Origin of the sequence: uncultured Phyllobacterium sp. (assembly GCF_902479695.1) — a bacterium.
GTDB lineage: Bacteria > Pseudomonadota > Alphaproteobacteria > Rhizobiales > Rhizobiaceae > Phyllobacterium > Phyllobacterium calauticae.
The window spans coordinates 1-14476 of record NZ_CABSQF010000013.1; the positions used below are offsets into that span (position 1 = coordinate 1).

Consider the following 14476-nt stretch of genomic DNA (forward strand, 5'->3'; position numbering starts at 1 on the left):
CGAAATTGGTGGCGGAGGGGATGGCGGCAAGGCCGTTCCTGGCGGCGATGGCCGCGATACGGTCGCGCCCGGCAATGATCCGCGCCACCACGGCATTGAGATAGGGTTGGTCGGCAAGGGCAGCCAACGCGGCGATCTGCACCATGCGGTTCATGCCGAAATGGTTGCGGATCTTATCGAAGGCGGTGATCTGGCTTTCCGCGCCAAGGGCATAGCCGCAGCGCATGCCGGCCAGGCCATAGGCCTTGGAAAAAGTGCGCATGCGCAGCACGTTGGGCCGCGAGACGTCGATGGCGGGCAGGGCGGAGGCCGGGGCGGTCTCGCCATAGGCTTCGTCGAGGATCAGCAGGGTGGTTTCGGGCAGGGCGGCGATGAAGGCTTCGATCGCCGCTGCCTCGCGCCATGTCCCCATGGGGTTGTCGGGATTGGAAAAATAGACCAGCGGCGCCTTTTCGCGAATGACAGCGTCCAACAGGGCATCGAGGTCTTCCCGGTCGTTTCGGTAGGGGACAGTGACAAGCCGCCCGCCGAACCCGGCCACATGAAAGTTGAAGGTGGGATAGGCGCCGAGCGAGGTGACAACCGGCGTTCCCTCGCGCACATATTGGCGAACGGTCAGCCCCAGCAGGGTGTCGACGCCTTCGCCGACCACGATATTGCGCGGCGTGACGGCGAGATGCGCAGCGAGCGCCGCCTTCAGGTCGAAATTCTCCGGGTCGCAATATTTCCACACCTCCGGCGCGGCGTCGCGCATGGCTGCGATCACCGATGGTGCCGGTCCAAACCCGTTCTCATTGGCGCCAAGCCGGGCGCGAAACGGCCGGTTGCGTTGGCGTTCCAGTGTTTCCGGTCCGACGAAGGGCACGGTGGAGGGGAGCGATTCAATCAGGGGGGTAAGCTGCGGTTCCATGGCCACAGCGATAGCATTTTTTCCGGCGGTGAAAAGCAAAACCTGTCTCTTATTTCGGTGTAACAGGATTGAGTTTGCGGCCTTGCCGGTTGACCGCCGGCTTTATGCCAACCCACAGGGCCGGAAGCAGCGCCGCCGCCAGGACCCACCACATCGGGCGGATCGAATAGGCGAAGGAGAGGTTGGCCAGCAGCACCCGCATCGGCGGAATTCGGGTGGCAAGCGCGAACCAGGCATATTCGGCAAGCGCGGTTCCGAGCGCTGCCAGCACGGCAATGGCAAGCAGCGTCCACGGCGAAGACAGGGCAAAGCCGCGCGCATGGGCAAAGCGGTAGAGCAGCAGCGCGATGAGAAAACCCGCCATCAGCGTCGCCTGCGTGACATCCGCCTTGGACTGCATGAAAAAGTGCAGGACGCCGAGCGCCGCCAGCGGATAGGCCAGCATGTGCAGCCGGTTCCAGTTCCCGCCCATGCGCCGGATCATGCCATCGGTGGAGGTCACGCCGAGCGCAACCAGGCCAAGCAATGCGGTGAAGCCGATCAGCAGATAGATGCGCAGCCAGATCTCGCTGGCCACCCGCAGCAGATTGCCGTTCTGGTCGGCGATATAGAGCGAGAAGTGCAGGGCGGCATAGGCGAGGGCGGTGAGGCCGAGAATGCGCCGGATCAGGATAAGCCTGTTCCAGCGGGTGATGTTGCGCAGCGGCGTTATGGCAAGCGAGATCAGGAAGAAGCGGATCGCCCAGTCGCCGGTCTGGTGAATGGCTTCCGTGATCGGCCTCGGCCCGAGAATATTGACCTTGTAGCCCGTGGTGATGAACACCAGAGGGAGAAAGGCAGCAATGAGGGCTGCGATTTTGATGGCCGACGGCTTTCCTGCCCGGTCATTCCATGGAAACTTGATCACGCCGCTGTTTTCCCTGATCACAAGGCTCCTTACATCCACAGGAATCCGGCAGTGACAAGACAACAAGCCGTGAAAATGCCGGGGATGTCCGGGGCGCGCAATCCGGCCGTTCAGTCAGCCGGGCCGGCAAACAGAATGAGATTGCCGTCCGGATCGAGCACGATGAAGTTTCGCGCCCCCCACGGCTCCTTCTTCAGCGTCTGGTGAAAGGACACACCCGCCGCCTGGAAGTCGAGGAAAAGCTGCTTGATCTCAGCCGCGCTGTCGACGGCGATCGCGGCGGAAAGCAGATGCTCCCGGCTGCGGATATCGCCGGCAAAGACAGGCTCGCAGACCAGCCGCAAGGCAAGCTTGGCCCGGTCGCGGATGAGTTGTCCGTAGAAGGGCGGCTCTCCATAGAGGAAATCAACGGCAAAGCCGAGTTTGCCGGTGTAGAAGTCGCATGATCGCTGGATATCGGCGACGAAAAGCTGGGCAGCAATGGAACTGAGGACGGCGCGCGGCGCAGATTGATGGTTGGGGGTGCTCATGGTCGGGGCTCCTGATAGGAGCGCCTGCCACCCCTCGAAACCGCGCTGGCGTGCCACAAGTTCCTGCGCATCGCTGAGCCTGAACGGCGCATCCAACACGTCCTTGTCATCGAGATGCCGGAACCGCGGCAGGGCGGCCCGGATTTCGGCGGCAACGGGATGGTACCGTTCACGATGCCAGCGCAGATACTGCTTGGCTTGCTTTCTGAGGTTTTCGAGGTTCGGCATTGGCGCATCTGTTGTCATTTGACGCAGGCGGGCATTGCCCTTTCGACCGCACGTCGATGCGCCCTACGCAGCCCGGCAATAGTCGTGCGAACCAGCGGTCTTTGTCAAGACGGGCCCGCAACAGCAAAAAATCCGCCGACGGGTCACCGGCAGATGTACGGGAGGCAATGGCAGGGATAGGTCAGGGGCGCTGGGTCGCCAGCCAGCGGTCGGCGCTGGCCCGGCCGAAAACCCGGGCGCGGCGATTATATTCCGCGGTCAGCTGCCGCCGGCTTTCTTCGCGCGCATAGGTCCGTTTGGCCGGCCTGTTCTTCCGGACGCGCGCGGACATGGCATCCTGTTCAGGGCGAACGCGTGTGGCTTGCGCATTGGCACCGGGAGCATTGACACTGGGGGCAGCGGCATTGGGCATACCTTGCGCCTGGCTTTCAGCAGCAAAAAGTCCCGCAGCCACCGCTACGGCAAAAAACAGGCTTCGCATCAATATTATCCTTCTTGATTCGTCTGTGTTTTGACGGGTGCCAAAAGAGTTCACGACCTTTTCGTGAAGTTTCAAAACCCGTCAAGGGACAGTGCTGTCCCCTGTTTATAACTTACCAGCGGTAATGGCGGCCCCCATAGATAATCAGGGGCGGAGAATTGAATCGCATGTCATCGAATTGAGCCCGGCTTGTGGCACGGCGGTCCAGTTCAAGGTCGAGCAGGCAGCGGGCAAAGGCGTCGGTGCCCCGCTTGAAACCATAGGACGAACAGGTGCGGCCATCGATGGCGCGCCGTTCCTCCGGGGTAATGGTCTGGCATCCGGCAACGAACAGAATGAGAAGCAACACCGAACAGGTTGCACGTTTCATTGGGCTCTCCATGCCGCCGTTCTCCTGCGCGAGACGGCGACCAAATCAGTTCAACAGGCCGAGATTATCACAGAGCATCCGCTCGTGTTATCCCAATTGATCGATTGGATGGAGGAATTGCCGGAGAGGCAAAAATGTTCTGGAAAGTAAAGTCCGGTCAGACGATGAGGACGCCGGCAAGCATCACGATAATGATCATTCCCGCCAGCAGGGGCAGGATCGACATGCTGGCTTCCGCCGGTTTGGGTTTCAATACCAATTTGGCAAAGTCAGCAGCACGGTTGCCGCGATTTCTGTGACCACAAGGAACAAGACCAGAGGGAAGAATCCGTCGCTGATCTTTCTGTTGTCATTGGCTGGTGCAACGCTTGTCAAAGTCTGCTCCTGATTTAAACGACCTCCGCGGAACGCGAAACCCGGTCATGCTCGTCAGTGCCGATAGTCGGCTTGGTCACGCAACTGTAACAGCTTGAAACTTTTTGTCACCCCAAAAAGCACGTTCAGGCCCCAAACGTCTTTGTGAACGGCCCGTCCGGTGGGCCTTTTGCCTGTCAATGCCGAAGAAAACAATGTGGTTTCAGTGACTTGATTCGCGCGGTGCACAGGCGGAAAAACCTGCGCACCGCGCGTCTTTTTTTACTCGGCCGGAGCCGGGGCGGGATGAACCGTGGCCGAATTGTGGCTTGATTCGCCGTCGAAGTGGCTTCCCTGACTCGCATGCTTGAGCGGCCGGTTGCCGGTCATGGCGCGAACGAGCACGTAGAAGACCGGTGTCATGAACAGGCCGAACAGCGTCACGCCGATCATGCCGGAGAACACGGCCACGCCCATGGCGCTGCGCATTTCCGAACCGGCGCCCGTCGAGGTGACGAGCGGAACCACGCCCATGATGAAGGCAAGCGAGGTCATCAGGATCGGGCGCAGCCGCAGGCGGCTGGCTTCGATCACCGCCTTGAACGGCGTTGATCCCGCGAACTCCAGTTCCCGCGCAAACTCCACGATCAGGATGGCATTCTTGGCGGAGAGACCCACCAGCACGATCAGCCCGATCTGCGTGAAGACGTTGTTGTCACCGGCGGTCAGCCAGACGCCGAAGAGGGCGGCGAGCAAACCGAGCGGAACGATCATGATGATCGACAGCGGCAGGGACAGGCTTTCGTACTGGGCCGACAGCACCAGGAACACCAGCAGGATCGACAGCGGGAAGATCAGGTAGGCGGAATTGCCGGCGATGATCTCCTGATAGGTAAGCTCCGTCCATTCATAGCCGATGCCGGCCGGGAAGGTCTCGGCGGCGATGCGTTCGACGGCGGCACGCGCCTGTCCGGAAGAGAAGCCCGGCGCCGCGTTGCCGTTCACATCGGCCGCGAGGAAGCCGTTGTAACGCATGGCGCGGTCGGGTCCGGCACTCGACTGCACCTTGAGCAGGGCCGACAGCGGGATCATTTCACCCGAACCCGAGCGGACCTTCAGGTCGCCAATGTCTTCAGCCTTCGCCCGGAAGCCGGAATCGGCCTGCATGCGGACCGAATAGGTGCGCCCGAACTTGTTGAAGTCGTTGACATAGACGGAGCCGAGATAGATCTGCAGCGTGTTGAAGATTTCCGGCAGCGAGACGTTGAGCTGGCGTGCCTTGGCACGGTCCACATCGGCGTAAAGCTGGGGAACGTTGATCTGATAGCTGGAGAACAGGCCGATGAGTTCCGGAGCGGCGGCAGCCTTGGCAAGGAACGCCTTGGTGGCATCGTCCAGTGCCTGATAGCCCAGGCCGTTGCGGTCCTCGATCTGGAACTTGAAGCCGCCGATGGCGCCGAGGCCCTGCACGGGCGGCGGCGGAAAGACGGCGCTGAACGATTCCTTGATGCCGAACAACTGCATATTCAGCGCCTTGGCAATCGCTCCGGCACTTAAGTCAGGCGTCTTGCGCTCCTCGAATGGCTTGAGCGAGACGAAGACGATACCGGCATTGGAGCTGTTGGTGAAACCGTTGATCGACAGGCCGGGGAACGCAATGGTGCTCTGCACGCCCGGAATCTTCAGGGCGATGTCACCGATGCGGCGAACGACGGCCTCCGTGCGGTCAAGCGTTGCACCATCCGGCAGCTGGGTGAAGCCGACGAGATACTGCTTGTCCTGCGGCGGCACGAACCCGCCGGGAACACTCTTGAACATGAAGGCTGTCGCACCGATCAGCAGGATATAGATGCCCATCATCACGGTCTTGCGCGAAATGACGGCGGTGACGCCCCGGCTGTAGCCGTTGGCGCCGCGTGTGAACACGGTATTGAAGCCGCGGAACAGCCAGCCCAGCGTCTTGTCCATGAACCGCGTCAGCGCATCCTTCGGCTCGTCATGGCCCCTCAGAAGCAGGGCGGCGAGGGCCGGGGACAGGGTCAGCGAGTTGAAAGCGGAGATGACGGTCGAGATGGCAATGGTCAGCGCGAACTGGCGGTAGAACTGCCCGGTCAGGCCGCTGATGAAGGCAAGCGGCACGAAAACCGCCACCAGCACCAGCGCAATGGCGATGATCGGACCCGACACTTCGCGCATCGCCTGAACGGTTGCCGCGCGTGGCGCCAGACCGTTTTCGATGTTGCGTTCGACGTTTTCCACCACCACGATCGCGTCATCCACCACGATGCCGATGGCGAGCACGAGGCCGAACAGGCTCAGCGCATTCACCGAGAAGCCGAAGAGGTGCATGACGGCGAACGTACCGATGATCGAGATCGGAACCGCAATCAACGGGATGATCGAGGCGCGCCATGTCTGCAGGAACAGAATGACCACGAGAACGACGAGCACCACGGCTTCCAGCAGCGTGTGCACGACAGCCTCGATGGAGGCGCGGACGAACTGCGTCGTATCATAAACGATCTCATAGCTGACGCCTTCCGGCATGGTCAGCTTCATCTCGTCCATGACGGCACGCACCTGATCGGCGATCTGGATGGCGTTGGAGCCCGGTGCCTGGAAAACGGGGATGGCGACGGCCGGCTTGTTGTCGAGCAGGGAGCGCAGCGAATACTGGGCAGCGCCAAGCTCGATACGGGCGATATCGCGCAAATGCGTGATCGCGCCGTTGGCGGCGGTCTTGACGATGATCTGGCCGAATTCTTCCTCGGTCTGCAGGCGGCCCTGCGCGTTCACCGACAATTGCAGGTCAACGCCGTTGGGGCTGGGCGAGGCGCCGATGACGCCGGCGGCGGCCTGGACGTTCTGCGCGCGGATTTCATTGAGAACATCCGTTGCCGACAGGCCGAGCTCCGCCGTCTTCTGCGGATCAAGCCACACGCGCATGGAATAATCGCCCGAGCCGAACAGCTGCACGTCGCCGACACCGTTGATGCGGGCGAGCCGGTCCTTGATGTTGATCAGCGCGTAGTTGCGCAGATAGGTGATGTCATAGCGGTTGTTGGGCGAAATAAGATTGACCACCAGCATCAGGTCCGGCGAGCTCTTCACCGTGGTGATGCCGAGGCTGCGCACCTCTTCCGGCAGGCGGGGTTCCGCCTGCGAAACACGGTTCTGCACCAGCTGCTGCGCCTTGTCGGGGTCGGTGCCGATGGCGAAGGTCACGGTCAGGGTCATCTGGCCGTCGGTGGTTGCCTGGCTGCCCATGTAGAGCATGCCTTCGACGCCGTTGATCTGTTCCTCGATCGGCGTTGCCACGGTTTCGGCAATGACCTTCGGGTTGGCACCCGGATATTGCGCGCGCACCACGATGGATGGCGGCACGACATCCGGATATTCCGAAACCGGCATGGCCGTCAGGGCGATCAGGCCGCCAAGGAAAATCACGAAAGACAGAACGCCCGCGAAGACCGGGCGGTCGATGAAGAAATTGGAGATATTCATATCACTATCCGCCTGCCCGTTGCGGGGCTTTGCTGCGATTACTGTTGTGTCTTGGCTGGATCGGTGGCCAAGGCCTGCAAATTGTGTGCTGCAGCGCCCATGGCGACCATTTCAGGAGCGACGAGCGAACCGGGACGAATGCGCTGCAGGCCGTTGACGACGATCTTTTCGTCCGGCTGCAGGCCGCTGGTGACGATACGCAGGCCTTCCGCCGGTGCCCCGAGCGAAATCTCGCGGTATTCGACGATGTTCTTGTCGTTGACCACCATGACGAACTTCTTGCTCTGGTCGGTGCCGACAGCCTTTTCATCGACAAGCAGTTCCTGCTTTTCGTTGGCCGTGCCCATGCGCAGCTTGGCAAACTGGCCCGGCATGAACTTGCCGTCCGCATTGTCAAACACTGCCCGTACCTTGACCGTGCCGCTGGCGACATCGACGCTGTTGTTGATCAGCTGCAGCTTGCCCTTCACGTCGCTCTGGCCGTAAACATCCATCACGACGGGGATGCGGTCGGAGAAATCGCGGCTGTTGAGACCCTGCGGCAGGTCGGCGAGGGCCTGTGCCACGGTGTTCTCATTGGCCTCGAAGCTGGCGTAGATCGGGCTGATCGAGACGATGGTGGTCAGCAGCGGCGAGCTGGGACCGGAGGCGATCAGATTGCCGGCGGTGATTTCGATGCGGCCGACGCGGCCGCTGATGGGCGCACGGATTTCCGTGTAATCGAGGTTGAGCATGGCGGTCTTGAGTCCGGCCTGTGCCGCTTCGAGATCGGCCTGTGCGCCGCTCTGCACATTGATGCGTTGGTCATAGTCGCTCTGGGACACGGTGCGCGAATCGATCAGGCGCTTGCCGCGTTCCAATTCGTTCTTGGCAAGGGACAGTTTCGATTCGGCGGCGCTGACGGCGGCCTTTGCCCGCGCGACCTCGGCTTCATAGGGAGCCGGATCGATCTTGACGAGGAGGTCGCCCTGCTTGACCAGTGCACCTTCCTTGAAGGCGATGGACTGGATGGCCCCGGCGACGCGCGAACGAAGGTCGACATGGTCGATGGCTTCGAGGCGGCCGGAGAACTCGCTCCACCGGGTGATGAGCTTCGGCTGGACGACAGCGACGGAAACGGGCGTCGCCACGGGCGCGGCCTGCTTGCTGGTTTCGGCATGGCTCTTGCCAAGATCGAACAGTTGGGTCGAACCCACGGCTGCCAGCGCCACAATAAAGCCGCCGACATAGAGTGATCTTTTGTAAGTGCTGATTGACATCGTGGTCATCCTGCTTTGAAAGTTGTATCGCCATTGGGAGTGGCTAAACGAAATTGGATCGTTGACGATCGATACCGATCGGTATAAAACGAGATATAAGGCTGCGGTACGGTGGCTGTCAATTGGATTTTATACCGAGCGGTATATTTCTTCTAGGGAGTCTTGTCCATGGGACGGCCGAGGGAATTTGATGCCGATGAGGCACTGCAGACTGCGCTCGAACTTTTTTGGCGCAAGGGCTACGAGGGCACATCCATCACTGACCTGACGGACGGCATGGGTATAACCAAGCCAAGCCTTTACGGCGCCTTCGGCAACAAGGAAGAATTGTTCCGCATGGCGCTCGAGCGCTATGAGCAGAATTACATGGCGTTTTTCTGGAAAGCGCTGGAGCAGCCGGACGCACGCACCGTCGCAATGGATATTCTGCACGGCTTTGCCGATGCGCAGACCTGCGACTGCAATCCCTCGGGGTGCATGGGAATCAATGCGGCCATGGGCTGCAGCGATGCCGCCGCCGCCATCCAGAAAACCATCATCGAAAAGCGCAATATGGGCCAGAAGGCGCTGGCGCGGCGTTTTGCCCGGGCGAAACGCGAGGGTGACCTGAAAACCGAGTGCGATCCGGAAGATATCGCCCGGTTTATCATGACCATATCCCAGGGTACCGCGGTACAGGCATCGAGCGGAACCGCGCGGGAAGAGCTCTACAGGCTCATTGATATCGCCATGCGCTGCTGGCCGGGCTGATCACGGACGATTGGCATTTTCTGCAGTTCGTGCAGGATTTTCACACCAGCCGGTGACGGAACAGCCAGGATGAAACCGGCAGTGTCACCACCGAAATGCCGATGAGCGCCAGCATTTCCGGCAGGAGCTGGCGAATCCCTGCACCTTCCAGATAGACCTGGTGCGTGATGCTGATGGCATAGCGCAGCGGATTGATCAGCGTGAAATATTGCAGGATATCCGGCATGTTGCCGATGGGCGCCGTCAGGCCCGACAGCAGCATGAACGGCATCAAGAGCACGAAGGAAAAGATCATCGCCTGCTGCATGTTCGCGGCCAGCGACGACAGGAAAAGCCCGATGCCGACCGCTGCCGCCAGAAACAGGATCAATCCCATATAAAGAATGAGGTAGGACCCGGCGAAGGGGATCTGGAACCACAGCTGCGCGACGAGCAGGATGAGCGTTGCCTGCGTGGTGCCCACCATCATCGACGGCAGGGCCTTGCCCACCATGATTTCGGAGGGGCGGAAGGGCGTGACCAGCAACTGGTCCAGCGTTCCCGCCTCCCGCTCGCGCGCCACGGACATGGCGGTCAGCATCATCGTCATCATCATGGTGATGGTGCCGATCAGTGACGGGATCATGTTCCAGCGCGTCTCCAGGCTCGGATTGTACCAGGCGCGTGTCGTCACCGTGATTCCGGTATTGGCGGCCTGGCCGTTCTCGGCACGCCAGCGATGGGTGAAATCCGTCACGATGGCGCTGACATAGCCCTGCGCCGTGCCCGCCGTATTGGAATTGCGCCCGTCGGCGATAACCTGCAACTGGGCAGGCTTTCCGGCCATCAGGTTCTTTTCAAAGTCCTGATCGATGACCAAAACCAGCAGAACGCGCCTGTTGTTGATGTAACCGGCGATATCGCCTGTCCGCTGCAGAGTGGCAATGCGGGTAAACGTGGCGGAACCATCGAACCGTGCGGCCAGCGCCATCGAGGCGGCGCTGTGATCGTGATCGAGGAGGGCGTAGGGCACGTTGTTGAGGTCGTAGCTCGCGGCATAGCCGAAGACCAGGCATTGCATGATCGGCGGCACCACCAGCACGATGCGGCTCTTGGGGTCCTTCAGCATGGCCAGCAATTCCTTGCGGATGAGGGCGATGATGCGGAAGAGCGACTGGATCATGGCTGCCTCACCCGAGTTTCTTGCGCGTTGCCCGCACGGAAGCGGCCATCAGCACCGTTGCCATCACCGCAAGCACCGCGGCGTTGGGCAGGATCACCCCCCAGATATCGCCGGCCAGAAACAGGGTCTGCAGCACGCTGACGAAATAGCGGCCGGGGAAAATATAGGTGATGAACTGGATGACGAGCGGCATGCTGCGGATGTCGAACATAAAGCCGGACAGCATCATTGCGGGCAGGAAGGTGACGACGAGGGTGACCTGACTGGCAACGAACTGGCTCTTGGTGACCGATGAAATCAGCAGGCCGATACCGAGCGCCACGATCAGATAGAGCATCGAGACGATGACGAGTATCCACAGCGAGCCGCGCAGCGGCACATGGAACAGAATCTGGCTGCCGACAACGGACAATGCCAGCCCGAGCATGCCGAGAACGAAATAGGGAATGATCTTGCCGAGCAGGATTTCAACCGGCCGCACCGGCGTGACGAACAGGGCCTCGAAGGTGCCGCGCTCCCATTCCCGCGCCATGACGAGCGCGGTCAGGAGTGCGCCGATCAGCGTCATGACCAGCACGATCAGCCCCGGCACGAGGAAATAGCTGCTTTCATTGGCCTCGTTGAACCAGAGCCGCGTCTGTATATCCACCGAAGCGCCATTACTTGTGATCCTGCCTTCGGCCGCCTGCCGCGCCAGCCACGTGGCAACGGCGCCTTGCGCATAGGCCAGCGAAATGCGCGCCGTATTGGCATCGGTGCCGTTGACGACGATCTGGATATCGCCATTGCCCAGCGCAACGTTTCGGGCAAATTGCGGCGGAATGCGCACGATACCGCTGACGGTCTTGTCCTTGAGCAGCCGCTCGGCCTCCGCCATGGTCTTGACCGGATGGGTCTGGAAATAGTCCGAAAGCTCGAAACCCGACACCGCGCCGCGCGCTTCGGCGGAATTCTCTTCCATCACGAGGGCGACCGGCAGGTTCTTCAGATCGAAGGACAGGCCGTAGCCGAACAGGATCAGCAGCATCATCGGCATGACGATGCCGACGGCGATGCTGCTGGGATCGCGGATCACCTGCCAGGATTCCTTGCGCACCAGCGCCAGGATGCGCCGCAGGCTGCCCGAATGCTGCGATGCGGCGGTCATGCGGCCTTGCCCCTTGTTTCAGCGGCGCTGCGCGATTCCTCGACAATGGCGATGAATGCATCCTCCATGTTCGGCTCGCGCCCGTCCTGCGGCTTGGCGCGGCCACGGATGTCGGCGGGCGTTCCCTCGGCAAGGTTGCGCCCGGCATCCATGATCATGATCCGGTCGCAATATTCCGCTTCTTCCATGAAATGCGTGGTAACGATGACCGTTACGCCCTGTTCCGACAGCGCGGTGATGCGCCCCCAGAATTCGCGTCGGGCGAGGGGATCGGCACCGCTCGTCGCCTCGTCGAGGAACAGGATATCCGGTTCGTGCAACAGCGCGGCGGCCATGGCAAGACGCTGCTTGAACCCGCCGGGCAACTGGCCGCTCGGCAGCGTCGCCAGTTCACCGAGTTCAAACTGCTGCTTCGACCAGTCGATGCGTTCGCGCTTTTTCGCGCCGCGCAGGCCATAGGCGCTGGCGAAGAAATCCAGGTTCTCGTCCACCGAGAGATCACCATAGAGCGAGAATTTCTGCGCGACATAGCCCAGATTCTGCCGCGCCTCCGCCCGCGCCGTGCGCAAATCCGCACCGGCAACCCGCAATGTTCCGCTGGTTGCGGGAATCAACCCGCACAGCATGCGGAATGTGGTGCTCTTGCCCGCGCCGTTCGGCCCGAGCAGCCCATAGATCTCGCCGCGCTTCACCCGGAAACTGACATGGTTCACCGCGGCGAAATCCCCGAACATGCGCACGAGATCATGCACCTCCACGGAAATCTCATCCTTGCGTGCTGAGTCTGCCGCGCGCTGCAGCTCCAGGCTGCTGGAATGGCCTTCGCCCGCCACGGCGCTGAACAGCACCATGAAGCCATCCTCGAAACGCGGCGGGGTTGCGGTCAGCGCCACGGGCCGGCCGTCGACGCTGAGTTTGCCGTTGAAACCCGGTTGCCGGACGATGCGCACCTTGCCTGCTTCAGGCACCGCATCCACCACGCCGTCATGGCGGAACAGCCGCGCCTGCAGCGAGCGGGCATTCATGCCGTCCTGCGGCGCGGCGATGAACACATTGCCTTTCGCGCGGGCGGTGATCTCGTCGGGCTTGCCCTGCGCCAGCACCTTGCCCAGATGCATGACGACCGCATGGTCGCAGAACTCGGCCTCGTCGAGATAGGAGGTGCTGACAATGACCGTCAGGCCGTCTTCGCGCACCAGTTTCAGCACGATCTGCCACAGTTCCCGCCGCGACAGCGGATCGACGCCGACGGTCGGCTCATCGAGCAGCAGCAATTCCGGCGAGCGCACCAGCGTGCAGGCAAGACCGAGCTTCTGCTTCATGCCGCCGGACAGTTTTCCCGCCAGCCGTTCGGTGAAACGGCCAAGATTGGTCATGTCCATCAGCCGCGGATAGATCTCGCGGCGCTGGTCCGGGGTGATGCCATGCAGGTCCGCATAAAGATCGAGATTTTGCTGAACGCTCAGATCCTCATAAAGACCGAATTTCTGCGGCATGTAGCCGATGCGGTTCTGCACCGCCTGCGGATCGGCCGCGACATCGATGCCGAGCACCTTGAGTTCGCCGCTCTCGGCCGCCATCAGCCCGGCCATCAGCCGCAGGATTGTCGTCTTGCCCGCGCCGTCGGGCCCGACAAGGGCGGTCACCGTCCCGTGGCGCGCCTCAAACGAGACATCGTCGAGCGCCTTGACCGTTTCGCCGGTATCGCGGTGGAACGTCTTGTGAATGGACCGCGCCGTGACGGGGGAGGCTGGCGCGGCGGCGGTCATGGTTTTGTGTCCGCCATTGGCGCAATCGCGTGCGGCGCGGCATCCGGCCGCAACGTGACGGTGGCCGGCATGCCGAGCCGCAGCACATCCTTCTGGTCCTCGACAAAGACGCGCACCTCATAGACGAGGCTGGTGCGCAGGTCGGTCGTCTCCACGGTTTTCGGGGTGAACTCCGCTACCGGCGAGATGAAGCCGACCCAGCCGTCCAGCGGCTGATCGGGAAAACTGTCCGTGGTGATCCTGGCCCGCATGCCGGGGCGCAGATGGCCGAGATTGGTTTCGGAGACATAGGCGCGCACCCATTTCGTGCCGCGCGTTGCCAGCGAAAACACCGGTTTGCTGGGCGCTGCAATCTCGCCCGGTTCCATCAGCCGCGAGCGCACGACGCCATCAAACGGCGCAAAAAGCTGCGCATCGGCAAGCTGCTGGCGCATGAGTGCCAGTTGCGCCTCGCTGCCGCGCAACTGCGCTTCGCTCTGGCTGATTTCCTCGACACGCGGACCGGCGATGGCAAGCGCCAGCGCACTTTGCGCCACGTCCACCTTGGCGTCGGCAACCGCCGCCGCCGCGCGCGCCGTATCGAGGTCCTGCTTGCTGGCGGTGGCATTGGCGGTCAGTACGCTTTGGCGCTCGAATTGCGCCTTGGCGTTCAGCGCATCGGCCTGTGCCGACACCAGATTGGCGCGGGCCTGGGCGATTTCCTCAGGCCGGCTGCCGTTTTTCAGCTGGAGCAGGGCGGCCTGCTGGGCGGCGACCGTTGCCTCCGCCTGCTGCACCTGCGGGGCGAGGCGGCTGGTATCGAGCCGCGCCAGCACCTGGCCCTTGCCCACCACATCGCCTTCTTCCGCCAGCACCTCGGCAATCCGCTCCGACCCATTGAAGGCAAGCGATGCCTGCCGCAGGTCGACATTGCCGTACAGCGTCAGCGCATCGTTCGCCGATGACGGGCGATAGTACCACCAGGCTCCGCCGGCGAGGGCGGCGATGAGGATCAGCGGAAGCAGGAGACGGATGATTTTGCTCATGCGCCATCATACAGGCCGTGTGCGCATTATGTCAAATTTGAATTTCAATTTGAACTTTTAATCCTTTCAAATCTGGGTTA

The 14476-nt window shown here is 61.7% G+C and carries 12 protein-coding genes; 1 reads left to right on the top strand and 11 read right to left on the bottom strand.

Annotated elements, in window-relative coordinates; translation table 11 throughout:
• From RDL77_RS09970 to RDL77_RS10000, 7 genes are all read right to left on the bottom strand, one after another.
• Nucleotides 1–910, bottom strand: a 910-nt coding sequence (locus RDL77_RS09970) for a pyridoxal phosphate-dependent aminotransferase (protein WP_288192696.1), incomplete at its 3' end; no start/stop codon positions are given.
• A gap of 49 nt (nt 911–959) precedes the next feature.
• Nucleotides 960–1817, bottom strand: a complete 858-nt coding sequence (locus RDL77_RS09975) for a sulfite oxidase heme-binding subunit YedZ (RefSeq protein ID WP_288192697.1) — start codon at nt 1815–1817, stop codon at nt 960–962.
• Between the two features lie 110 nt (nt 1818–1927).
• Nucleotides 1928–2575 carry a VOC family protein gene (locus tag RDL77_RS09980; protein WP_288192698.1) on the bottom strand — a complete coding sequence of 216 codons (648 nt, stop codon included), beginning with the start codon at nt 2573–2575 and terminating at the stop codon, nt 1928–1930.
• Nucleotides 2576–2756: 181 nt separating this feature from the next.
• Nucleotides 2757–3056, bottom strand: a complete 300-nt coding sequence (locus tag RDL77_RS09985; RefSeq protein WP_223611336.1) for a hypothetical protein — start codon at nt 3054–3056, stop codon at nt 2757–2759.
• 112 nt (nt 3057–3168) lie between these two features.
• Entirely contained in the window at nt 3169–3426 is a 258-nt protein-coding gene (locus RDL77_RS09990; protein ID WP_223611335.1) for a hypothetical protein, read from the bottom strand.
• Between the two features lie 636 nt (nt 3427–4062).
• Complete coding sequence (locus tag RDL77_RS09995) at nt 4063–7284, bottom strand: efflux RND transporter permease subunit (RefSeq protein ID WP_288192699.1); 3222 nt, start codon at nt 7282–7284, stop codon at nt 4063–4065.
• A gap of 38 nt (nt 7285–7322) precedes the next feature.
• Nucleotides 7323–8543, bottom strand: a complete 1221-nt coding sequence (locus tag RDL77_RS10000; protein ID WP_223611333.1) for an efflux RND transporter periplasmic adaptor subunit — start codon at nt 8541–8543, stop codon at nt 7323–7325.
• 168 nt (nt 8544–8711) lie between these two features.
• On the opposite strand from RDL77_RS10000, the gene RDL77_RS10005 reads away from it, so the two are divergent.
• Nucleotides 8712–9293: a TetR/AcrR family transcriptional regulator gene (locus RDL77_RS10005; RefSeq protein ID WP_223611332.1), complete on the top strand. Its 582-nt coding sequence runs from the start codon at nt 8712–8714 to the stop codon at nt 9291–9293.
• 40 nt (nt 9294–9333) lie between these two features.
• On the opposite strand, the gene RDL77_RS10010 is transcribed toward RDL77_RS10005, so the two are convergent.
• The 4 genes from RDL77_RS10010 to RDL77_RS10025 are packed head-to-tail and all read right to left on the bottom strand — an operon-like array spanning nt 9334 to nt 14396.
• Nucleotides 9334–10455, bottom strand: coding sequence for an ABC transporter permease (locus tag RDL77_RS10010; protein ID WP_288192700.1), 1122 nt, complete (start codon nt 10453–10455; stop codon nt 9334–9336).
• Nucleotides 10456–10462: 7 nt separating this feature from the next.
• Complete coding sequence (locus RDL77_RS10015) at nt 10463–11602, bottom strand: ABC transporter permease (protein ID WP_288192701.1); 1140 nt, start codon at nt 11600–11602, stop codon at nt 10463–10465.
• A complete protein-coding gene (locus tag RDL77_RS10020) occupies nt 11599–13371 on the bottom strand; it encodes an ATP-binding cassette domain-containing protein (RefSeq protein ID WP_288192702.1) in 1773 nt (590 codons plus the stop codon). Before RDL77_RS10020 ends, RDL77_RS10015 begins: the two co-directional genes overlap by 4 nt.
• Complete coding sequence (locus tag RDL77_RS10025) at nt 13368–14396, bottom strand: HlyD family efflux transporter periplasmic adaptor subunit (RefSeq protein ID WP_288192703.1); 1029 nt, start codon at nt 14394–14396, stop codon at nt 13368–13370. The genes RDL77_RS10020 and RDL77_RS10025 overlap by 4 nt, the downstream gene beginning before the upstream one ends.
• Nucleotides 14397–14476 lie beyond the last annotated feature (80 nt).